The 20,269-nt window shown below is 72.4% G+C and carries 20 protein-coding genes and 2 pseudogenes; 13 read left to right on the top strand and 9 right to left on the bottom strand.

The features are described 5' to 3' along the window. The first annotated feature begins 5 nt into the window (after window positions 1-5). The 5 genes and pseudogenes from K1J60_RS43275 (at window position 6) to K1J60_RS43255 (ending at window position 4,590) form a co-directional block, all read left to right on the top strand. Window positions 6-905, top strand: coding sequence for an STAS domain-containing protein (locus K1J60_RS43275; protein WP_220651006.1), 900 nt, complete (start codon window positions 6-8; stop codon window positions 903-905). Beyond that, window positions 902-1,342 carry an STAS domain-containing protein gene (locus tag K1J60_RS43270; RefSeq protein ID WP_033526135.1) on the top strand — a complete coding sequence of 147 codons (441 nt, stop codon included), beginning with the start codon at window positions 902-904 and terminating at the stop codon, window positions 1,340-1,342. The genes K1J60_RS43275 and K1J60_RS43270 overlap by 4 nt, the downstream gene beginning before the upstream one ends. Further along, window positions 1,342-1,782, top strand: coding sequence for an anti-sigma regulatory factor (locus tag K1J60_RS43265; protein ID WP_033526136.1), 441 nt, complete (start codon window positions 1,342-1,344; stop codon window positions 1,780-1,782). Before K1J60_RS43270 ends, K1J60_RS43265 begins: the two co-directional genes overlap by 1 nt. Continuing rightward, window positions 1,782-2,849, top strand: coding sequence for a SpoIIE family protein phosphatase (locus K1J60_RS43260; RefSeq protein WP_220651005.1), 1,068 nt, complete (start codon window positions 1,782-1,784; stop codon window positions 2,847-2,849). Before K1J60_RS43265 ends, K1J60_RS43260 begins: the two co-directional genes overlap by 1 nt. Further along, window positions 2,846-4,590 (top strand): annotated as a pseudogene (locus K1J60_RS43255) (PP2C family protein-serine/threonine phosphatase). The gene K1J60_RS43260 and the pseudogene K1J60_RS43255 overlap by 4 nt, the downstream one beginning before the upstream one ends. On the opposite strand, the gene K1J60_RS43250 reads toward K1J60_RS43255, so the two are convergent. The 5 genes from K1J60_RS43250 to K1J60_RS43230 all read right to left on the bottom strand — a co-directional run bounded on the left by K1J60_RS43250 (window position 4,583) and on the right by K1J60_RS43230 (window position 7,868). After that, entirely contained in the window at window positions 4,583-5,008 is a 426-nt protein-coding gene (locus K1J60_RS43250) for a MarR family winged helix-turn-helix transcriptional regulator (RefSeq protein WP_220651004.1), read from the bottom strand. The pseudogene K1J60_RS43255 and the gene K1J60_RS43250 overlap by 8 nt on opposite strands. Before the next feature lie 104 nt (window positions 5,009-5,112). Further along, a complete protein-coding gene (locus K1J60_RS43245; RefSeq protein ID WP_220651003.1) occupies window positions 5,113-5,922 on the bottom strand; it encodes an SAM-dependent methyltransferase in 810 nt (269 codons plus the stop codon). A 34-nt stretch (window positions 5,923-5,956) separates the two neighbouring features. Then, entirely contained in the window at window positions 5,957-6,457 is a 501-nt protein-coding gene (locus tag K1J60_RS43240) for a hypothetical protein (protein WP_220651002.1), read from the bottom strand. Between the two features lie 334 nt (window positions 6,458-6,791). After that, the gene (locus K1J60_RS43235) at window positions 6,792-7,043 is read right to left on the bottom strand and encodes a DUF397 domain-containing protein (RefSeq protein ID WP_220651001.1); all 252 of its coding nucleotides are present in this window, start codon (window positions 7,041-7,043) and stop codon (window positions 6,792-6,794) included. A gap of 3 nt (window positions 7,044-7,046) precedes the next feature. Further along, window positions 7,047-7,868, bottom strand: a complete 822-nt coding sequence (locus tag K1J60_RS43230; protein WP_220651972.1) for a helix-turn-helix domain-containing protein — start codon at window positions 7,866-7,868, stop codon at window positions 7,047-7,049. A gap of 303 nt (window positions 7,869-8,171) precedes the next feature. On the opposite strand from K1J60_RS43230, the gene K1J60_RS43225 reads away from it, so the two are divergent. Then, window positions 8,172-9,587, top strand: coding sequence for a tetratricopeptide repeat protein (locus K1J60_RS43225; RefSeq protein ID WP_220651000.1), 1,416 nt, complete (start codon window positions 8,172-8,174; stop codon window positions 9,585-9,587). A 28-nt stretch (window positions 9,588-9,615) separates the two neighbouring features. On the opposite strand, the gene K1J60_RS43220 is transcribed toward K1J60_RS43225, so the two are convergent. Continuing rightward, window positions 9,616-10,497, bottom strand: coding sequence for an SDR family NAD(P)-dependent oxidoreductase (locus K1J60_RS43220; protein ID WP_220650999.1), 882 nt, complete (start codon window positions 10,495-10,497; stop codon window positions 9,616-9,618). Window positions 10,498-10,865: 368 nt separating this feature from the next. On the opposite strand from K1J60_RS43220, the gene K1J60_RS43215 reads away from it, so the two are divergent. The 3 genes from K1J60_RS43215 to K1J60_RS43205 all read left to right on the top strand — a co-directional run bounded on the left by K1J60_RS43215 (window position 10,866) and on the right by K1J60_RS43205 (window position 12,482). Beyond that, entirely contained in the window at window positions 10,866-11,204 is a 339-nt protein-coding gene (locus tag K1J60_RS43215) for an ATP-binding protein (protein WP_259408181.1), read from the top strand. A 14-nt stretch (window positions 11,205-11,218) separates the two neighbouring features. Next, window positions 11,219-11,770, top strand: coding sequence for a DUF6624 domain-containing protein (locus K1J60_RS43210; RefSeq protein WP_220650997.1), 552 nt, complete (start codon window positions 11,219-11,221; stop codon window positions 11,768-11,770). Between the two features lie 175 nt (window positions 11,771-11,945). After that, entirely contained in the window at window positions 11,946-12,482 is a 537-nt protein-coding gene (locus K1J60_RS43205; RefSeq protein ID WP_220650996.1) for a GNAT family N-acetyltransferase, read from the top strand. Window positions 12,483-12,536: 54 nt separating this feature from the next. On the opposite strand, the gene mraY is transcribed toward K1J60_RS43205, so the two are convergent. Further along, on the bottom strand, window positions 12,537-13,604 hold the full coding sequence (mraY, locus tag K1J60_RS43200; RefSeq protein ID WP_220650995.1) for a phospho-N-acetylmuramoyl-pentapeptide-transferase: 1,068 nt from the start codon (window positions 13,602-13,604) through the stop codon (window positions 12,537-12,539). 354 nt (window positions 13,605-13,958) lie between these two features. Beyond that, a complete protein-coding gene (locus tag K1J60_RS43195; protein ID WP_259408180.1) occupies window positions 13,959-14,291 on the bottom strand; it encodes a hypothetical protein in 333 nt (110 codons plus the stop codon). 173 nt (window positions 14,292-14,464) lie between these two features. Here K1J60_RS43195 and K1J60_RS47455 point away from each other — a divergent pair, with 173 nt between their 5' ends. The 4 genes and pseudogenes from K1J60_RS47455 to K1J60_RS43185 all read left to right on the top strand — a co-directional run bounded on the left by K1J60_RS47455 (window position 14,465) and on the right by K1J60_RS43185 (window position 19,250). Further along, window positions 14,465-14,929 (top strand): helix-turn-helix domain-containing protein, encoded by a 465-nt coding sequence (locus K1J60_RS47455; RefSeq protein ID WP_450167150.1) that lies wholly within the window; start codon window positions 14,465-14,467, stop codon window positions 14,927-14,929. Continuing rightward, window positions 14,914-17,003: pseudogene (locus K1J60_RS47450) on the top strand (nSTAND1 domain-containing NTPase). The gene K1J60_RS47455 and the pseudogene K1J60_RS47450 overlap by 16 nt, the downstream one beginning before the upstream one ends. Beyond that, window positions 17,000-18,250: a WD40 repeat domain-containing protein gene (locus K1J60_RS47445; protein ID WP_450167148.1), complete on the top strand. Its 1,251-nt coding sequence runs from the start codon at window positions 17,000-17,002 to the stop codon at window positions 18,248-18,250. The pseudogene K1J60_RS47450 and the gene K1J60_RS47445 overlap by 4 nt, the downstream one beginning before the upstream one ends. Window positions 18,251-18,749: 499 nt before the next feature. Next, on the top strand, window positions 18,750-19,250 hold the full coding sequence (locus K1J60_RS43185) for a hypothetical protein (RefSeq protein ID WP_215452347.1): 501 nt from the start codon (window positions 18,750-18,752) through the stop codon (window positions 19,248-19,250). 13 nt (window positions 19,251-19,263) lie between these two features. Here K1J60_RS43185 and K1J60_RS43180 read toward each other — a convergent pair whose 3' ends face one another. Further along, window positions 19,264-20,232 (bottom strand): aldo/keto reductase, encoded by a 969-nt coding sequence (locus tag K1J60_RS43180; protein WP_220650994.1) that lies wholly within the window; start codon window positions 20,230-20,232, stop codon window positions 19,264-19,266. Between the last annotated feature and the right edge of the window lie 37 nt (window positions 20,233-20,269).

The raw sequence follows: 20,269 nt of genomic DNA, 5'->3' as shown, positions 1-20,269 counted from the left end.
GACCCGTGCCGGAACAGGACACGGCAGACCAGCAGTTGACACCGACGCAGGAAGTGGCGCGGTTCCTGCGCGACCGCCAGGAGCAGATCGCCCAGCGCTGGGCCGACGCCGCGCTGTTCCGCACCGTCTTCACCCACTCCCGGGACGAGGCGGTGGAGGCGGGCCGGGCCGTGGTGGACGCGCTCGCCGCCGTGGCCGCCTCGGACAGCGTGGAGGACGCGGAGGCCGGGGGCTTCCAGGTCGTCCGTGAGCAGCTGGCGCGGACGGCCGCCTCCCGGGCGCGGGCGGGCTCCACGGTCACCCAGATCTCCGCCGAGGTGGACGCGCTCCGGCCGCCCGTGACCGATCTGCTGCTGGCCGAGCTCGCCGCGGCGCCGCCGGTCCATCTGCGGGAGTGCACCACCACCCTGACGGTGCTGATGGGCACCCTGCGCCTGGTGGTGCTGGAGACGGCGCTCAGTGAGGGCGAGGAGCTCATCCACCGGCAGCGGCTGCAGCTGATGGAGGTCGCCACACCGGTGATCAAGCTGTGGGAGGGCATCGTCGCCGTCCCCCTGATCGGCACGCTGGACAGCGCGCGCAGCCAGGTGGTGATGGAGCGGCTCCTCGACTCCATCGTCGAGCAGCACGCCCGGTTCGCCATCCTGGACATCACCGGCGTGCCGACCGTGGACTCGCTGGTGGCCCAGCACCTGATGAAGACCGTGGCGGCGGCGCGGCTGATGGGGGCCGAGTGCATCGTCTCCGGCATCCGGCCACCGATCGCGCAGACCATCGTCCACCTGGGCATCGACCTCAGCTCGGTGCTGACCCGCACGAGCCTGGCGGACGCCCTGGCCTACGCGCTCCGGCAGCAGGGCACGGACATCGTCTCCCGGGACGCCGCCGGTTCGGGGCACAGGTGAGCGGCGATCTCTTCGCCGCGTACGGCGGACCGTCCTCGTACGGGGCGCCCGTCCCCGTGCTCAAGCTCGGCAATGTGCTCCTGGTGTCGCTCCAGGGCGATCTGCACGACGGCGCGGCGGAGCAGCTCCAGCAGGACATCAGCGACACGGTCGCGCGCAGCGGTGCCACGGGTGTGGTGATCGACCTCTCCGGTGTGGAGATGGTCGACTCCTTCCTCGGCAGGGTGCTCGGCGACATCGCCGCCCAGACGAGTCTGCTCGCCGCCGGGACGGTCGTGGCCGGCATGCGTCCGGCCGTGGCGATCACCCTGGTGGAGCTGGGTCTGACCCTGCCGGGGCTGCGCACCGCGCTCAGCACCGAGGACGCGCTGCGCCTCCTCGGCGAACCGGACCCGACCTTCCCCCGCCGAGGCCACGCACGCCAGGAGAGTCCGTGATGCAGACCGCCGGCGGCATCTCCGCCTGCCTGCCGATCCACTCGGATCTCGATCTGGTGTGGGTACGTCAGCATGTGCGTCAGGCTGCCGCCCAGCTCGGCTTCGGGCTGGTCGACCAGACCAAACTGGTCACCGCGGCCAGCGAGCTGGCCCGCAACACCCTGGTCCACGGTGGCGGAGGCCAGATGGAGTGCGCTCCCGTGGACCGGGGCGGCGCGCGAGGACTGCGGCTGACGTTCAGCGACGAGGGGCCCGGCATCGCCGACCTCGACCAGGCGCTCCTCGACGGCTACACCTCCGGCGAGGGGCTGGGGATGGGGCTGGGCGGCGCCCGGCGACTGGTCCACGAGTTCGCGATCGACAGCCGGGCCGGCTCGGGCACCACGGTGACGGTCACGTCCTGGCTGGCCGGTGCGCCGCGCCCACGCGAGGAGCGGTGATGCCACGCGTCTGGGAGGTTCCGGTGCACGACTCCACCCGGGTGCGCGACGCCCGGGTGGCCGCCGAGGCGGCCGCGGCTCGGGCCGGGCTGGACGCGGCCCGCACCGCGGGCTGTGCGCTGGTGGCCACCGAGCTGGCGACCAATCTGCTCAAGCACGCCGGAGGCGGGCTGATACTGCTGGAGGTCGTGTCCCGCCCCGACCCGGACCGGTCGGACGGCGCGGCCCCCATGGTGCAGATCGTGGCGATCGACCACGGGCCGGGCGTGCGCGACGTCGCGGGCGCGCTGCGCGACGGCTTCTCGACGACGTCGTCCCTCGGCGCGGGCCTCGGCACCTGCCGCCGCGTCGCCGACGACTTCGACCTGCACAGCACGGTCGGCCGGGGCACCATCGCCCTGGCCCGGCTCGGCACCCGGCCGGGTCGCCGGACCGGTCAGGCCTCCCCCGCCCCGGCCGTGCGGGCAGGCGGTGTCAACGTCCCCTTCGCCGGCGCGGAGTTCTCCGGCGACACCTGGGCCTGGGTCCGGACGGGCGACCTGACCACGCTGATGCTGGCCGACGGGCTGGGCCACGGCGTGGCGGCGGCCCGGGCCTCCTCGGCGGCCGTGGAACAGCTGTACCGCGCGCCCGAGCTGCCCCCCGCCCAGCTGCTGCGGAAGCTGGAGGGCGCGCTGCGCGACACCCGGGGCGCGGCCGTCGCCGTCGCACAACTCGACCTCGCCGCAAGCCGCTTGCTGTTCGCCGGGGTCGGCAACATCGGGGCGCGGCTGCGCACCGGCGCGGACTGGCAGCCGTTGCTGTCCCGGCCCGGCATAGTCGGCGCCCACCGGGCCGCCCATCTGCCGCAGCACGAGGTGGCCTGGGGGCCCGACCGTCTGCTCGTCCTGCACAGCGACGGTCTGCCCAGCCGATGGAGCCCGGGCCCCGCCGCCCACAGCCCCTCCCTCGACCCCGCTGTGATCGCCGCCGTGATCGTGCGCGACGCGAGCAGCCCCGCCCGGCCGGTGCGCGACGACACCACCGTCGCCGTACTGAGCCCCTCCCCGCCGGACCACCTGCCATGACCCGTACCTGGACTGTCCGTTCCGTCACCGACGCCGCCCGGGCGCGTATCGCCACCGCGCGGCTGGCCACCGCGCACGGTGTGTCGCCGACCGACCGGGCGCGGCTGGTGTCCATGCTCTCGGCGCAGCTGCGGCAGTGCCTGACCAAGGGCGGCGCGTGGCTGCTGACCGCGCGGGCCGCCACGACGCGGCCCGGCGGTTGCCGGTTCCTGGTCGAGGTGACGTCGGCGAACCGGCGGCCGGGCGAGTACCGGCAGCCCTGGCGGCTGACGGTCGCCTGCTCGGAGGAGGCGCGGCCGCAGGACAGCGAGCACGTGTCCGGTGATCCGACGACGCTCGCGGAGGCCCTGTTCGGTGCGGACGAGGACGCGGCGCTGCTGCTGGAGAAACTCGACGAGCAGGAGGCGCTGGTCGCGTTCCACCGCGAGGAGCTGCACCAGACCAACCAGGGCGTCCTCGCCCTGCACGCCGAGCTGGACGCGGCCGGGCGCACGCAGCGCGAACTGTTCGCCGCCGAGCAGAAGGCCCGCAGAGAGGCCGAGAACGCGCGCGGCCGGCTCACCCTCCTCGCCGACGCCAGCGCCGCGCTGACCGCGTCCCTCAACCCCGACGCGATCGTACGGCTGCTGCCGTCCCTGCTCGTGCCCCGGTACGCCCGCAGCGCCGACGTCTGGCTGTTCGACGGGGAGGGCGAGGTGGCCGGTGGCGGCCCGCGTCCGGCCGCCGCCGTCGTCGCGGCGCGCCGCGGACGCCCCAGTACGCCGCCGACCATCCGGGCGAGCTGCCCGGGGTCGACGACCAGCCGCCCTCCGCGCTCGACCCCACCCGGCCGCTGCTGTGCGTGCCCCTGATGACCCGGGGCGCGCCCCTGGGCGTGCTGACGCTGTCACCGCCCGACGACGAACGGTGGGACGCCGACGACGCCTTCATGCTGATCGAGCTGGCCCGGCGGGCGGGGGTAGCGCTGGAGAACGCCCGGCGTTTCGAGCACAACCGCGACATCGCCGAGACCCTGCAACGGGCCCTGCTCACCGAGCTGCCCACCACGCCCGGGCTGCGGCTGGCCGCGCGCTACCTGCCGGCCACGCGGGGCCTGAACATCGGCGGCGACTGGTACGACGCCTTCCGACAGCCCGACGGCAGCCTGATCACCGTGATCGGTGACGTCACCGGACACGGTCTGCACGCGGCCGTGATGATGAGCCAGCTGCGGACCGCGCTGCGCGCGTACGCGGTCGACGGCAAGACCCCCGGTCAGCTCCTCACCCATCTCCATCTGTTCCTGCACCATCTCCAGCCCGACCTGTACGCCACGGCCGTCATCGCCCGGTTCCATCCGCACGAACCCACGCTCACCTGGGCCGCCGCCGGCCATCCGCCGCCGGTGCTGCGCTCGCCCGACGGGGGTGTGCGGATCCTGGACGCCAAGCCCGGTGCGATGCTCGGCATCCCCCTGCACCAGGAGATCGCCGACCACACCGAGCCACTGCCGCCCGGCTCGACACTGGCGCTCTACACGGACGGGCTGGTGGAGCGTCGTGCCCTGGGCATCGACCCGGGCATCGAGCAGCTGGCCACGGCGCTCGGCGGGCTCCCGTCCACGACACTGGACGAGGACCTCCAGGAGTCGGCCGACCAGTTGCTCGCCCCCTTGCTGGACGAGGAGCACGAGGACGACGTCTGCCTGCTGCTCTGCCATGTGCACAGTGCCGCGGGGCGCGTCACGGCACTGCTCAACTGACGCTTCCCCCCAGGGCCCGCAACACCTGCTCCACGCGAGCGCGTTCCACCGGTGACAGCGCCGCCAGGGCGTCCCCGAGCCGCGCCGACAGATGTGCGGTGACGTCCGCGAGGAACCGGTGTCCGCGTTCGGTCACCACCAGGCGCACCTCGCGCCGGTCGTCGAGCCGGACGCACCGCTGGAGCAGATCGGCCGCTTCGAGGCGGTCACAGAGCCGGCTGGCCGTGGGCAGACCGACACCGAGCCGCTCCGCCAGGCCGGTCAGGTTCAGCTCGGGCCGCCCGCGCACCGCGCGCAGCGCCAGGATCTGTCTCGGGGACAGGCGCGGGGTGACCTCCTCCACTGCCGAGAACCAGAGCGGCACCAGGTTCTCCACCGCGTCGAGAACCTGCCGGTCGAAGTCGGCGGGGCCGGTCATGCGGGGGGCCTACCCGAAGTGCCCGGGAGTACACGGCCGTCCCGGAACACTCCCCGCGTCGCCCGGATCGGCCGCCCACGTCGCGCGCGCCGGGGCAGGTGTCGCTACGCCTTGTAGGCCACTCCCCCGTACACGTCCGTCGGCTCCGGGGCGGTGCCCGGTTCCGGGCGCCACAGCGGGCAGGAGACGATGCCGGGCTCCAGCAGTTCCAGGCCCTCGTAGTAGGCGTGCAGTTGGCGGGGGCTGCGCAGGACGTAGGGCACGGCGCCGGTGTCGTCGTAGCCCTCCTGGGCGCGCTTGAGTTCGGCGTCGGTGTCCGTGCTGTCGTAGTGGACGAAGTAGCTCCCGGACGGCAGGGCGGCCTGGAGGCGGCGGACGATCTCCTTGGCCTCCTCGTAGTCCTGGATGTGGCCGAGGATGCCCATCAGCATCAGGGCCACCGGCTTGTCGAGGTCGAGGATCTTCCCGGCGGCCTCGAGGATGGTGTCCGGGTCGCGCAGGTCGGCGTCGACGTAGTCGGTGACCCCTTCGGGGGTGCTGGTGAGCAGCGCCTGCGCGTGCCGCAGTACGAGCGGGTCGTTGTCGACATAGACGATGCGGGACTCGGGGGCGACCTTCTGGGCCACCTGGTGGGTGTTGTCGTACGTCGGAAGTCCGGTGCCGATGTCCAGGAACTGGCGGATCCCGCGCTCGCGGGCCACGAAGGTGACCGTGCGGATGAGGTAGACGCGGGAGGCGCGGGCCATCGTCTCGATGTTGGGGGCGATCTCGCGGTAGGCGTCGCCCGCCTCACGGTCGACCTCGTAGTTGTCCTTGCCGCCCATCCAGTAGTTCCAGATACGGGCCGAGTGGGGCACCGTGGTGTCGATCTTCGACAGGGCTTCCTGATCGGGAGTGGGGTGGCCGTCTGCCATGGGAACTCTCCTGCCTCACATCGCGTGGTCGTCGCTAACCTATCGTCAACTGTCCTGCTTCACGCCAGAGTTGGGACGGGCGAGCAGCGGGTGCACGGACGGGGCCGCCGGGCTCGCCGACATCGACGGTCATCACGGGTACGTGCTGGGCGAGGGTGCGGAACACCCGGGCGTAGGCGGTGGCCGCTTCCGTGACCTCGGGCGTGGTCAGGTGGAGCATGGCTCCGTCGCGTTCGGCCACGGCGTCGGCGAGGTCCAGGGCCTGGATCCAGGTGACCCGGGAACGGCCCCGGCGCAGCGGGCCGTGGACGAGTTCCGCGATGAGGTTGCCGTCGACGGCCAGGCGTCCGGGTCCGGCGAGGAGTTCGCGGCAGGGCAGCGCGGGGTCCAGGTGGTGCAGGACGGACGGCAGCCGCCGCACCTCGAACCCGAGGTCCGCCAGCTCGGCGAGCAGGCGGGTGCGGCCACGTCCTTCGTGTCCCTCGACGATCAGGGTCCGGTACCGGGTGAGGGCGGGGGCGGGGGACGGTGGCATCCGTTCCCTTCGGGTGTCACGCGGCGGGTTTCGGTCTCCCGGGACCGGCGCCCGGCCCGGAGGTGCCCCCAGTCTGGGCGGGGCCGGGAGGTGTCGGGAGTGCGCGTGCGGGTTGTCCGGTTGTGCGGGCGTAGTGATCCGCGGAAACGCACGGGGCGGAGCCCCGGCTTTTCAGGGGCGCGGGGCTGTATCGACATGCGGCTCCGCCCCGTGGGCGCGAGAAGCCCCACGCACCCGCACCCGCACCCGCACCCGCACCCGCACCCGCACCCGCACCCGCACCCGCACCCGCACCCGCCGACGAACCCGAACCCGATCCCGAGCCCCCGAGCCCTCAGGCGATGAGGAAGTCGGCCTCCCCCGCCTTCGCGCCCTCCAGGAACGCCACCATCTCCTCCCGCGAGTAGACGAGCGCGGGCCCCTCGGGGTCGGTGGACTGGCGGAAGGCGACACTGCCGTCGGGCAGGCGCTTGGCCTCGACGCAGGAGCCGCCGTTGGTGCCGCTCCAGGGCTTGCGCCAGCCCTCGGCGCCGAGTTCGGGAGCGGGCATGCCGCTGTGGACGGGGCGGTCGGGTGTCCTTGCCATGTGTCACAACTCCTTGCGTAGTGCCGCCAGGATGTCCCTGGTCCGAGCCACCGGTTCCGCCTGCACGGACATCCGGTCGAGGACCTCCAGGTAGGTCACGACGTCCACGGGCTGGTCGACGTACTGGGCGCCCGCGAGACCCTCGGTGTAGACGATGTCGGGGAGTTCGGAGAAGCCGAACCGGAAGTAGTGGAAGGGGCCGTACGCACCGGGGTGCGGCCCGGCCGCGAACCGCATGATCTGGATCCTGACCTTGGGCCGTTCCGTGGCCTCGACGAGCCGGTCGATCTGCTCCCGCATCACCTGCGGACCGCCCACCGGACGACGCAGCACGGTCTCGTCGAGGATGGCCCAGACGGCCGGCGCCTCGGGTTTGACCAGCAGGTCCTGCCGTCTGAGGCGCAGGGCGACGTGCCGTTCGACCTCCTCGGGGCTCGCGTTGGGGAAGCCGACCCGGATGAGGGCGGCCGCGTAGTCGTGGGTCTGCAACAGGCCGGGGACGTACTGGGGTTCGTAGAGGCGGATGACGGCGGCTTCGCTCTCCAGGCTCACGTAGGCGCTGAACCACTCGGGCAGCACATCGCGGAACTTGTGCCACCAGCCGGGCTGGTTCGCCTCGCGGGCGAGGGAGAGGAAGTCCTCGATCTCGGTGCCGGAGACCCCGTAGGTGCGCAGCAGCTCCTTCACGTAGGGGATACGGAGGCCGACCTCGGCCTTCTCCATACGGCGGACCGTCAGGGCGGTGACCTCGATGGCGCGGGCCGCGTCGTCGAAGGACACTCCGGCCCGCTCCCGCAGCTGGCGGAGCCGTTTGCCGAGGACCATGCGCAGGACCGTGGGCGCCGCAGGAGCACTCCCTCCTGAGCGGGTCTCACTCACGTGCAACCTCCCGGGGCGGGATTCACAGCGTGCAGTGTGCCACGCGATCCATTGACACGGACAGGTCCTCGCGGTTCATTTTGAAATTATCAGAACGCAGGTTGCGGGCTGAGTCGTTCGGCCACCATAGTGATCGAGTGACCTGCCGCACACGCTGCGCAGCGTCCCTCGAACTCCTCCGGCCCGCCCAGGAGTTGGCGCCACGGCGGGCAGGGGTCAAGCCGCGCGCCGACACGATGCGACACCTGGATGGCCGCCGTGACGAATGGATTACCGAGGAGCAGCCCGGTCAAAGGGGCCGGCGGGCCCAACAAGCCGCTGGCGACAGCCCTGAAGGAGGCGGGCTGCTCGTACGCGTCCCTCGCCCTCCGGGTCAACGAACTGGGCCGCTGTCAGGGCGCGGAGACCAACTACGACAAGGCCTCCGTCACTCGCTGGCTCCAGGGCCAGCAACCACGGGGAAACACACCGGAGTTGATCGCCGCGGTCCTCGGTGAACGGCTGGGCCGCGCGCTCACTCCGGCCGACCTCGGATTTCCGCTCGACCGCGGACGACCGGTGACGGGACGGGCGTTGATGTACGTGGAGAACGTGGCCGAGACCCTGCACACCCTCGCCGAGCTGGGCTCCACCGACATCGCGCGACGCAGTCTGCTCGGTGCCGTGCCGTTCGTGCCCGGCGCCCTGACGAACCCACAGCGGGCCTGGCTGCTGTGGCTGGTGGAGAGCCGTGACGCGCCCCGGCTCGCGTCGGTGTCGGGTGGCGGGCCGGTGGAGCAGGTCCACGCGATGCTCCGCATGTTCGACGAGATGGACAACCACTACGGGGGCGGCGGGATCCGCACGAGCATCGTGCAGTACCTCACCACCGAGGTGATCCCCCTGCTCCAGCAGCGCGGAGTCACGCCGCAGCACCGCCGCGAGCTGTTCGCCGCCGCCGCCCGGCTGGCCGCCATGGCGGGGTGGAGTTCGTACGACGCCGGGGAGTACGGCCTGGCCCAGCGGTACATGACACAGGGGCTGAGACTCTGCGCGGAGGGCCGCGACCATGTGCTGGGCGGGCAGATCCTGGCGGGGCTGTCCCATCTGGCGACCAGTCTGGGCCGCCCCGACGAGGGTGTGGCCCTGGCCCGGGCCGGGGTCGCCACCGCCAAGGACTCCGGCAGTCCCCTCGGGCTGATGCGACTGCACGCCATGTCCGCGCGCGGCCACGCGGCGCTCGGCCGGCCCCGCGAGACCGCCGAGGCGCTGCGCGCCGCCGAGAAGCAGCTCGACGCGAGCCGGGGAGCCGCCGAGGAGTCGCCCTGGGTGCGGTTCCTCGACCACCACTACCTCCAGGCCGAGTCCGCGCTCTGCTTCCGTGACCTGGGCCTCGCCGCGCAGGCCGAGCACACCGCGAGCGCGTCGGTGCGCGCCCACGCCGACCGCCGCCGCCGCCAGGCCATCAGCCGCTCCGTGCTCGCGACGGCCCATCTCCAGCAGAACCGCCTCGACGAGGCCGTCGCCACGGCCACGGACGCGCTCGAAGCGCTCAGCGGTGTGCACAGCGAGCGGTCCATCCAGGCCCTCCGCGACTTCCGGGGTCGACTGGCGTCCCGCCGCCACGAGCCCCTCGTGCAGGACTTCGAACGCCGGTCACGCGTGGTGCTGGGGGCGGCCGCCTGAGGTGGGCGCGGCGCGGCGGGGGCCTGCCTCAGTAGCCTTCCGGCGAGGGGGCGTTCTGGGCCCGGTCCACCGGCAGGTGCACGCCGGAGACACCGGTCGCCCAGTCGGAGAGCAGGAACACCACCGTGCGGGCCACCTCGTGCGGGGTGACGGGGGCACCGGTCGGCAGCTCCGCCCCGACGAACGCCTCGTACGCCCGGGGATCCTCTCGGCGCATCCGGTCCCAGCGGCGGCCCGGGATCAGCATCGAGCCGGGCGAGACGACGTTGACGCGGACGCGGTCCGGGCCCAGCTCGCGGGCCAGGGAGGCGGCCAGCTGGATCAGCGCGCTCTTCGCCACCCCGTACTGGGCGGGCGGCCCTGGCTTCCAGCCCGAGACGGAGCCGATCAGCACGACCGAGCCACCGCCGGCGGCGCGCAGACGCGGCAGCGCGGCGCGGACGAGACGTGCGGTGTGCCCGACGTTCAGTTCCCAGGTGGCCGCCCAGTCGGCGCCGTCCGCCTGCTCGAACGTGCCGCCCCGGGAACCACCGACGCAGGCCACGAGGCCGTCGAGACGGTCGGGGCCGTCCATGTCGTCTCGACCGTTCACCCTGCCCTCGGCGGCGCCGAAACGTTTCGCCGCAGCAGTGACGAAGTCCTCCAGCCGTCCCGGCTCGGTGACGTCGAGCGCGCCGGTGAACAGCCGGGCCCGTTCGTCCCCCGCCAAGGAGTCACCCAGCGCCGTCAGCCCCGCCGACCGGCGCGCACAGGTCGCCACATGGGCTCCCTCGGCGAGCAGCAGCCGTACGACGCCCTCGCCCAGGCCCCGGGTACCCCCGGTGACCACCACCCTCTTGCCCCGCATGCCGGGCCACCCGGCGGGGACGTACCGCTCCCGCAGGGACGGGCTCTCGTCGACGTTCACCATGATGGGGAACCTATCCAGCGGGCGCCACTACCCGCCCGCAACTGCACAACCCCTCCACCACCTGGCGTTTTGTGTGCGGGGTGCTGTTGTCTTCGACAACAGCACCCCCAGGAACAGCACCCCCGGGAAAACCACCTTCGAGGATGTGGAGGAAACTCGATGACGGCGGTCAGTGTCGGTACGTCCCGCCGACGGATCCCTGACGCGGCAGCGCACGACCCCGGGTGGAGCGTCCACGACGCCCCGTCCGGCGGGGCGGGACGACCCCCGGGCGCGGTGAGGTTGCCTTGATCTCCCCAGAGAGGTCGCGCCTCGTCCGGATGGCGGTTCCCGCGCACCCTTCGTGCGCCGCCGGAGTACGGCGCACGGTGGCGGCACACCTCGCCCGTTGGGAGCTCTCCGCGATCCTCGACGACGCGGTCCTCGCCACCGACGAACTCTTCGCCAACGCGGTCCGGCACGCGAGCGCCGACCCCGCCGACACCATCGCCGTGGTCCTCGAAAGCTCCGGGCGCGAACTGCGCGTCACCCTCGCCGACTCCTCGCCCGTGCCGCCCCGCCCCCGCACGGTGACCTCGTGCGGCGAGTCCGGGCGGGGACTGTCCATCGTCTCCGCGCTGGCCGACGACTGGGGCACCGAGCCGCCGGAGCCGGGGGACGCGGGCAAGAGGGTGTGGTTCTCGCTCGCCGTCCGGGAGCCGGTGTGAAGAACGCCCCGGCCATGGAACCCACGTCGCAACCCGTGCCCGGCACCGGGCCGCCCGGCATGCGGGCGCTCGCCGCCGAGCTGATCCGCCGGGCCGAGGACGAACGGCGGCTGGCCCAGGAGGCCCGGTCCGCGCCCACCGCACGGGCCAGGGACCGTATCGCCGCGTGCCACACCGGCAACGGCGACGCCCTGCGCGTGATCGTCGCCCGCCACGGGTGGCCCACCGCCGAGTCGGTCGGCGAACCTGCCTCGACGGCGGCTCTCATGCTCCTGCTGCACTCCCCCGACCTCGGCTTCCAGCTCACCTGCCGCGACCTGATCGCCGAGGCCGTCGCCGACGGCCGCTGCCCGGGGGTGCACCACGCCTACATCGCCGACCACTGCGCCGTCGCCCTGAACCAGCCCCAGTTCTACGGCACCCGCATCGACCCCGGCACCCTCTTCCCCTACCCCATCCGCCACCCCGAGTCCGTCGACGAACGCCGCCGGGACGTGGGCCTCGGCCCCCTGACCGACCACCTGCGAGCGGTGCGCCTGGACCTGGGGGCGAGCGGCGGACTGTGACCGGCGGCGCGTGCCCGCCGGGGAGTCGGCGCCGGACAGCGCGCCGCCGCGAACGGGGGCGCACAGTCGTCGTCACCCTGTCAGCGACGCGTCGGGGCCGGGTCCACGTCCCCGCCCCCGCCCCCGCCCCGGATATCCGATCGCCCCCACCCCGTGATCGCGTTACCTTCATCCGATGCCCGACCTACGAACCGAACGCCTCCTCCTGCGCGACTGGCGGGAGTCCGACCTCGCTCCCTGGGCGGCCATGAACGCCGACCCGGAGGTCCGCGAACACTTCCCGGACGTCCTCACAAGGGAACAGAGTGATGCGTCCGCCGCCCGCTTCCAGACGGACCTCGACCGGCGGGGCTGGGGGTGGTGGGCAGTGGAGGTACGGGCCACGGGGCGGTTCATCGGTTTCGCCGGGCTGGATCCGGTGGACGAGGACATGCCGTTCTCCGGGGTGGAGGCCGGCTGGCGACTCGCGCGTACGGCGTGGGGCCATGGCTACGCCACCGAGGCCGGGCGGGCGGTCGTGGACTTCGGCTTCGAGCACCTCCGGCTCCCCGAGATCCTCGCGGTGACCACGGCCGGCAACCTCCGCTCCCAGGCGGTGATGCGCCGTCTCGGCATGACCCGGAACCCGAACGAGGATGTCGACGACGGGACCGTGCCGGAGGGACCACTGCGCCGCCACGTGGTCTTCCGGGTGACGCCCGACGCCTCCTAGAGCCCCGACGGATCGGCGGGCCGGGCGGCGGGCCGGGCGTCACGCGCGGACCTCTCAGCTCGCGGCCCACCCCGCGTAGAACAGCCCGAGGCCGGCGATCACACAGATGCCCTGGATGGTCCAGAAGCGGACCACGACCAGGACCTCGGACCAGCCCTTGAGTTCGAAGTGGTGCTGGAGCGGGGCCATCCGGAAGACGCGCTTGCCGGTCAGTTTGAACGAGCCGACCTGGATGACCACCGACATCGTGATCAGGACGAACAGCCCGCCGAGGACGGCCAGGAGCAGTTCCGTGCGGGAGCAGATGGCGAGACCGGCGAGCGCGCCGCCGAGTGCCAGGGACCCGGTGTCTCCCATGAAGATCTTGGCGGGCGAGGTGTTCCACCAGAGGAACCCGAAACAGGCGCCCATCAGCGCGGCCGCGACGACGGCGAGGTCGAGCGGGTCGCGCACCTCTATGCAGGAGGCGGGGTCGGTGAGTTCGAGGGCGTTGGCGCACGAGTTCTGGAACTGCCACAGACCGATGAAGGTGTAGCCGCCGAAGACCATGACCGACGCGCCGGTGGCGAGGCCGTCCAGACCGTCGGTCAGGTTCACCCCGTTCGACATGGCCAGGATCATGAACAGGGCCCACACGACGAACAGCACCGGACCGATGGTCCAGCCGAAGTCGGTGACGAACGACACCTTCAGGGAGGCCGGCGTCTGTCCCCGGTCGTCCGCGAACCGGATGGCGAGCAGGGCGAACACGATGCCGACGATCAACTGGCCGGCCATCTTGGCCCCGGCCCGCAGTCCCAGCGACCGACGCTTCACGATCTTGATGTAGTCGTCCAGGAAGCCGACCACGCCCATGCCCGCCATGAGGAACAGCACCAGGACACCGGGGTAGGTCGGGCTCTCGCCGGTGATGACCTTGGTCGCGGCGTAGGCGACGAGGGTGGCCAGGATGAAGGCGATGCCGCCCATGGTGGGAGTACCGCGCTTGCCGGCGTGGCCGCGCGGGCCGTCGTCGCGGATGAACTGGCCGTATCCCTTTCGGGCCAGCAGCTTGATCAGCAGCGGGGTGCCGATCAGCGTCAGGAACAGGCCGATGGCCCCGGCGTACAGGATCTGGTTCATCGGACGGTGGTCTCCCCCTCGGTCGCGCTCGGACACGCGACTGCCGCACCGGTGTCGCTGCTTCTCACGGGTCCCACCCTATGCAGTCATCTGATCTTCGTACCGGGGTGGGTAGTTGACCGAGGTGTGAGGATCGCTGCCGTACTCTCGCCGCGCTGCCTGCCGCGACGCACTTCGTGGAACCGACCGGCCGCGAGCCGGCCCTGCGGACCCGTATCCGTCACCAACCGCTGGGCGCCGCGGTTCTCGACCACCCCCCGCCGTCGCCTGACCGTCGGCGGGCCGTGCCTGCCGACACACGACGTCGACCGAACACGGTGAACGCGGAACTTCGCGGGCGGTGGAGCTTGTTCTTCAACCCTCGCCCAGGTCGTAGGGCGGTGAGGGTTGCTTCCGGAGGGCGTCGAACCGGCTGACGATCCTTCGGAGTTCGCGGGCGTTCTGGGGCGACATGGCCTGCATGACGGTATCGAGGAGTGCACGGGCTTCGAGGGGATCGCCGCAGCAGTACCAGTGCGTGTTCCCCCACTCGTAGTCGTGCCACAGCTGACGCTCGGGAAGGTGGACGTAGTCCCTCCACAAACGCATGGCCGTACCGACGTCTCCTGGCCTCAGATAGTTGCGAGTGCGTTCGAGACGGAAGATCTCGGACAGTGCACGCGAGGACAGGCCGTCGATGATAGGCACCGCTTTCCGTGTCCGGTCGCGCGGAATACCGGCCCGGATGCGTCCTGGCCGTCTACGCGGCATGGACCTTTCGGTTCGTCGTCATCCGCACATCGTGCCACGAACTCGAACGGTGCCGAACGGGGTTGAGCGCCGCTGGTGCGAACAGCCTCTCCGGCGGACATCACAGTCGGATGGGGTTCTCGCCCGAGCGGGACGAAAAGTACCTTGTGCTGCTGATCAGCTTGTTCTCCTTGTTACGTGAAAGAGGCTTCGCGATGGGGCGTCCCGAACTACCGGTCGACCCGGCGGCCGGTCCCGTGCATCGGCTCGCCCATGATCTTCGGGAGCTGCGTCGCGCGGCGGGCAATGTGTCGTACCGGGCCATGGCGAAGAAGGCCGGCTTCTCGGTGACGACCCTGGCGAAGGCCGCGAGCGGCGAACGCCTGCCGTCGTTGGCCGTGCTCCGGGCGTACGTCCAGGCCTGTGGGGAGGAGGACCCCACTGCGTGGGAGGCGCGGTGGGCGGGGGCCGAGGCGCTGGCCGGGGAGGAGCGCCAGCAGGATGCCGACACCGCACCGCCCTACCGTGCCTGGCGCGCTTCGAGCCGGACGACCGCGAGCTGTTCTTCGGCCGGGACCGCATGGTCGACGAACTGAGCGAGCTGGCGTGCGGATCCCCGTTCGCCGTGGTGTTCGGAGCGTCCGGCAGCGGCAAGTCCTCCCTGCTGCGGGCCGGGCTGATTCCCCTGCTGCGGGAGAGGATCGCGCAGCAGGGGCGTCAGGCTGTCCTTCGGATCCTCACCCCGGGGGCGCGGCCCGCCACCACCTTCGGACATCTGCTCACGCCGGAGGCCGACGACCCGGAGTGCTGGGTGGTGGTGGATCAGTTCGAGGAGGCCTTCACCTCTGCCGCGACCGCGCCGAGCGGGACCGCTTCCTCGACCTTCTGCTTGCCGCGCGCGATCCGGGAAGCCGACTGCGCGTGCTCATCGCCGTGCGATCCGACTTCTACGTACGGTGCGCCGAGCACCCGCGCCTGGCGGAGGCGCTCCACAGGAGCGGGCTGCTGGTCAGGCCCATGACCGCCGATGAGCTGCGCGAGGCGGTGATCGGCCCCGCGCAGGCGGCCGGGCTCATCGTGGAGCGGACCCTGACCGCGCGGATCGTCGAGGACGTGCTCGACGAGCCCGGCGGACTGCCGATGCTGTCCCACGCCCTGCTGGAGACCTGGCGGCGGCGCAAGGGACGGATGCTCACCCTGGCCGCGTACGAAGCGGCCGGCGGAGTACGCGGCGCGATCGCGGCCAGCGCCGAGGAGGCGTACGGGGAACTCTCACCGGCGCAGGCGCACGCCGCCCGGCACCTGCTCCCGCGCATGGTCGAGCCCGGCCAGGGCAACGCCGACACCCGCCGCCCACTCAGCCGGGAGGAGATGGCCGGGTGGGAGGACCCCGACGTGCGGGCCGTCGCCGGGCGGCTGACCCGGGCCCGGCTGCTGACCACCGACGACGCCGGAGTGCAGCTCGCCCACGAGGCGCTCATCACCTGCCGGCCGCGGCTGCGCGAGTGGATCGACGCGGACCGGGAGCGGCTGCGCCACCACCGGCAGCTCACCGACGCCGCCCGCACCTGGCTGCAGCATGCCCGCGACCCGGGCACGCTCTACCGGGGCACCCGCCTGGCGCGGGCCGAGGAACTGTTCGCGGGCGCGGGCCACGACTACGACGGTCTGACCTCCGAGGAAACGGCCTTCCTGGCCGCCGCGGCGGAGCAGCGGGCGACGGAGGAGCGGGCCGCCACCCGGGCCCGGCGCCGGAGCCGCACGCTCACCGCCTCGCTCTGCGCCGTGCTGGCAGTCGCCCTGGTCGTCGGCCTGACCGCCGTGCGACTGCGTCAGGACAGCGAGGAGCAGAGCACCGACGCGGCGGCCCGCAGAGTGGCCGCGGTCGCCGACGCGCTGCGCAGCACCGACCCGCGCACCGCGATGCTGCTCGGCGTCGCCGCATGGCGCATCTCCCCGCTGCCCGATTCCCGCCGAGCGCTGCTGGGGGCGCTGGCCCAGCGCGAACTGGGCAACTTCACCGACCCGGCGCCCGGTGACGACCCGGCGCGGTTCCTCGACACCTCCGGGCACACACTGCTCAGCACCAGCGACAACACCACCTGGCGGAGGTGGGATGTGGGCACCCACCGCCGTATCGCCTCCGGGCCGGTACCTCACGGGGCGATACTCGCCGCGGGTCCGGGCGGCCGGGTGCTCGTCATCCTGACCGCTGACAGGATCCAGCGGCTGTGGGACACCCGGACGAGGCGCTGGATCGGGGATCCCCTGCCGCTCAGGAACACCGTGCGCTTCGGGGCAAGGGGCCGCGATCACCTGGTGACGAACATGTTCGACGACCGGGCTGAGCTCTACTCCCTCACCGACGGCCATCTGATCTTCCGGACCCCGTCGGCCGGCAGGGGGAGCCCGCCGCGGCGGCCGACGACGACCGGCTGCTGGCCGTCTGCCCGCGCGGCCGGTCCCCGCAGGTATGGGACACCTCCACGCGAAGCGTCCGGTCCGGTGCCTGGACGAGCACTCGGGGCGTCTGTGGCGACGGCACCCGCCTCGCTCTCACCGACGGCCGACTGCTCGCTCTCACCGGGGGCCGGACGCGTGTATGGGACACCACGTCCGGGCGAGCGCTCGCCGACGTGGCCCACCCCGGTGCCCTTTGGACCGCCGTGAGCGCGAACAGCGCGCTTCTCGCGACCGGGGATGGCCAGGAGATCAGAGTGTGGCGTCTGCCCAGCGGCGGCGTCCCCGTTTTCCGGCACTCCTTGGACAACGAGTCGCTCTCCGGTCTCGCCTGGCACTCCTCGCGGCCCCTGCTGCGGTACCTCGAAGGGGGCACGGTCCACACGCTCGACCTCACCACGACGCTCACTCGCGCTTGGCGGACGAGTCCGTTCGCCGGGGTCCGGCTCAGCCCGGACGGCAGGACGCTCGCCACCGCCGAACGCACTCGCGACCGCTACGTCTTCCAGCTGCGGAGCACGCGCGACGGCCGTCTGCTGCGCACCCTGCCGACCCCGTCACGTCCCGTCTTCCGCACCGGCATCCCGACGACCCTCGGGGACGTCACCGAGCCTTTGCTGTCCTTCAGCCCCGACGGAAACGCGTTCGCGTACGGAGTCTCCGTCCCCGGCGGGGACACGGCGTCGCAACGTCTGACGGTGTGGGACGTGGCCGCCGGACGCGTCAGGACCACGGTGGACCTGGCGACGGCGGCCGCGACGCCAACGGCGGCGTACACGGAGCCCAGGGACACGATCGCCCTGGGACCTGGCGGTCGTACGCTCCTCACCGCACGTGGGACTCCCGACGGCTTCGTCAACGAGACGTGGGACACCACGCGTGGGCGGAGGACGACACTCCTCCCGGGCCCGGGCGGCGGTCATCTGGCCGTCAGCCCGGACGGCGGCCTGCTCGTGACCGACAACCGCCTCGTCCGAGCGGGCCGGTCCCCCGCCCATGACCTCGTCCAGCACGACGCCGTCGAAAGGATCGCCTTCGCTCCCGACGGTTCCCTGCTGGCGGCCGGCGACGGGACAGGGCGAGTGGCCGTCTGGGACGGCGACCTCCGGCACCGGGCGGGCATCCTGAGGAACGTCTTTCTGACGCCCGTCGATCCGTCCTACGACTCGGCCGAGACGATCACGGCTCTCGCGTTCAGCCCGGACGGCGGCACACTCGCCGTGGGTGGCGACGCGGGCACCGTCCAACTCTGGGACATCGCGACCCGGCAACCCCTCGGCCCTTCTCTGCCCACCCCCGGTGGGAGCGTCGACACGCTCGCCTTCAGCCCGGACAGCACCACGCCGTACGCGGGCGGCGCGTACGTCCCGCTCCAGCGGTACGTCGTGGATCCCGACCGAGCGGTGTCCCTCGTCTGCTCCCGTGCCGGGAACACGGAGCTGACCCGGGCGCAGTGACGCACCTACGTTCCGGACCAGCCGTACAGGCGGGTCTGCCCCTGACCGTCTCCATGGAGCGTGGGATGGGGCCAGGTCGGCACTCGCAGGGGCAGTGGCGGTGGTGGCCGTGCTCGACGGCCAGTCCGCGACCGCCCACAGGATTGCCCAGACCGGCGAAAGGGACGTGCCAGACAACGTCCGACGTCTTCATCACCGCAGAGCAGGCCGGCGTGACAGGCAACTAAACCGGCCTCGACCGTGGCTTCACCGGCCGCCCCGACCGAACCGGCCTCCACAGGCGCGACGCGCGCCGTCCGCCGGATCCGCCGACGGCGGCGAGGCCGGGTCACTCGAACCGGTGCTCGCGGTGGGGCTGTCCCGCCTCGATCCCGGCCCCTCCGCGGCTTGGGCGGCCCGCCGCCAAGGGCGCCGACCGACCGTCCGGCACGGGCCTCGTCGCCCCTCCCCCACCGGCCCACCGCTCGGGCACCCGGGCGAGGCTGAGACACTGCACGTCATGGCCTCCTTCACTCCCGCGCGCGCCCTGCTGATGCTGACCACCGGGCTGACCTGTCTGCTGATGGCGGGCGGCGCCCTCATCGGCGCGCTGATCGGCGGCGGACCCGTCGCCCTGGGGGCGGCGGTGTGCGCCGGGCTGGTCGGCATGGTGGGCTCGCTCATCGTGCGGCGGCGGGCCATGGCGCACTTCGCCATGGCCCAGCGGCAGGCCGGGCAGCGGGGCTACGCCGAGGGCATCGCGCACGGCGTGCTCATCCATGTGACGGCCTACGAGGCCGCCGTCTTCCCCCGCACCGGGCCGAGCGGCGTCAGCGCGGAGGAGCGCGAGGCCCGGCGCACCATCGCCTACCGCATGGCCGCCCTCGACGAGGTGCCCCAGCGGGTGCGTCTGGCCGCCGCGGACGCCCTCGCGCTCCTCGACAAGACCGACCGCGAGGGCGCCGAGGAGGCGCTGGCCCGTCTCGCCACCACCGTGCGCCTGGAGTACTCCCGCCTGTGAGGCCTACGGCCGCTCAGTGACCGCTGATCGCGCGGGGGGTGTAGGCCCGCTCCAGTTCCTCGGTCTCCTTCTCCGTCAGGGTGACGTCGAGTGAGGCCACGGCGTCGGCGAGGTGGTGGGGCTTGGTGGCGCCGACGATGGGAGCGGTGACCGTGGGCCGGCCCAGCAGCCAGGCCAGGGCGATCTGCGCGCGGGGCACCCCGCGCTCACCGGCGATCCGGGTGACGGCGTCGACGATCTCCCGGTCTCCCTCCTGGTAGAGGGTCTTGCCGAAGTTGTCGGTCTCGGTGCGCGCCGTGACGGTGTCCCAGTCCCGGGTGAGGCGGCCACGCGCGAGCGGGCTCCAGGGCAGCGTGGCGACGCTCTGGTCCTCGCACAGCGGGAGCATCTCGCGTTCCTCCTCGCGGTAGAGGAGGTTGTAGTGGTTCTGCATGGACACGAACCGTGTCCAGCCGTGCTGCCGGGCGGTGTGCTGCATCTTCGCGAACTGCCAGGCGTACATCGAACTCGCCCCGAGGTAGCGGGCCTTGCCCGCCTTCACCACGTCGTGCAGGGCCTCCATCGTCTCCTCGACCGGGGTGTGGGGGTCGAAGCGGTGGATCTGGTAGAGGTCCACGTAGTCGGTGCCGAGGCGCCGCAGGCTGTGGTCGATCTCCGTCATGATCGCCTTGCGGGACAGGCCCCAGGCGTTGGGGCCCTGGTGCATGGCGCCGTTCACCTTGGTCGCGACGACGACCTCCTCGCGCCGCGCGAACTCGGCGAGCGCGCGGCCGACGATCTCCTCGCTGGTGCCGTCGGAGTAGACGTTCGCCGTGTCGAAGAAGTTGATCCCCGCGTCCAGCGCCTGTCGGATCAGCGGGCGCGACGCCTCCTCGTCCAGGGTCCATTCGTGCGTGCCTCGGTCGGGGAGGCCGAAACTCATGCATCCCACACAGATCCGGGACACGTCCAGACCCGTCGAGCCGAGCTTCACGTACTGCATCGTTGCAACTCCTGCCTGTGAGGGGTGGGCTGACAAG

The organism is Streptomyces akebiae (assembly GCF_019599145.1).
GTDB lineage: Bacteria > Actinomycetota > Actinomycetes > Streptomycetales > Streptomycetaceae > Streptomyces > Streptomyces akebiae.
Note: the sequence above shows the minus strand (reverse complement) of the source record. Positions and strands in the feature narration are given on the sequence as shown.

Coding starts and splice junctions, on each gene's coding strand:
- K1J60_RS43225 (WP_220651000.1), top strand. CDS start 8,172: ATGGCCGCCGTGACGAATGGATTACCGAGGAGCAGCCCGGTCAAAGGG.
- K1J60_RS43210 (WP_220650997.1), top strand. CDS start 11,219: ATGGAACCCACGTCGCAACCCGTGCCCGGCACCGGGCCGCCCGGCATG.
- K1J60_RS43185 (WP_215452347.1), top strand. CDS start 18,750: ATGGCCTCCTTCACTCCCGCGCGCGCCCTGCTGATGCTGACCACCGGG.
- mraY (WP_220650995.1), bottom strand. CDS start 13,604: ATGAACCAGATCCTGTACGCCGGGGCCATCGGCCTGTTCCTGACGCTG.
- K1J60_RS43205 (WP_220650996.1), top strand. CDS start 11,946: ATGCCCGACCTACGAACCGAACGCCTCCTCCTGCGCGACTGGCGGGAG.
- K1J60_RS43250 (WP_220651004.1), bottom strand. CDS start 5,008: ATGACCGGCCCCGCCGACTTCGACCGGCAGGTTCTCGACGCGGTGGAG.
- K1J60_RS47455 (WP_450167150.1), top strand. CDS start 14,465: ATGGGGTTCTCGCCCGAGCGGGACGAAAAGTACCTTGTGCTGCTGATC.
- K1J60_RS43260 (WP_220651005.1), top strand. CDS start 1,782: ATGCCACGCGTCTGGGAGGTTCCGGTGCACGACTCCACCCGGGTGCGC.
- K1J60_RS43230 (WP_220651972.1), bottom strand. CDS start 7,868: ATGGTCCTCGGCAAACGGCTCCGCCAGCTGCGGGAGCGGGCCGGAGTG.
- K1J60_RS43235 (WP_220651001.1), bottom strand. CDS start 7,043: ATGGCAAGGACACCCGACCGCCCCGTCCACAGCGGCATGCCCGCTCCC.
- K1J60_RS43180 (WP_220650994.1), bottom strand. CDS start 20,232: ATGCAGTACGTGAAGCTCGGCTCGACGGGTCTGGACGTGTCCCGGATC.
- K1J60_RS43240 (WP_220651002.1), bottom strand. CDS start 6,457: ATGCCACCGTCCCCCGCCCCCGCCCTCACCCGGTACCGGACCCTGATC.
- K1J60_RS43245 (WP_220651003.1), bottom strand. CDS start 5,922: ATGGCAGACGGCCACCCCACTCCCGATCAGGAAGCCCTGTCGAAGATC.
- K1J60_RS43220 (WP_220650999.1), bottom strand. CDS start 10,497: ATGGTGAACGTCGACGAGAGCCCGTCCCTGCGGGAGCGGTACGTCCCC.
- K1J60_RS43265 (WP_033526136.1), top strand. CDS start 1,342: ATGCAGACCGCCGGCGGCATCTCCGCCTGCCTGCCGATCCACTCGGAT.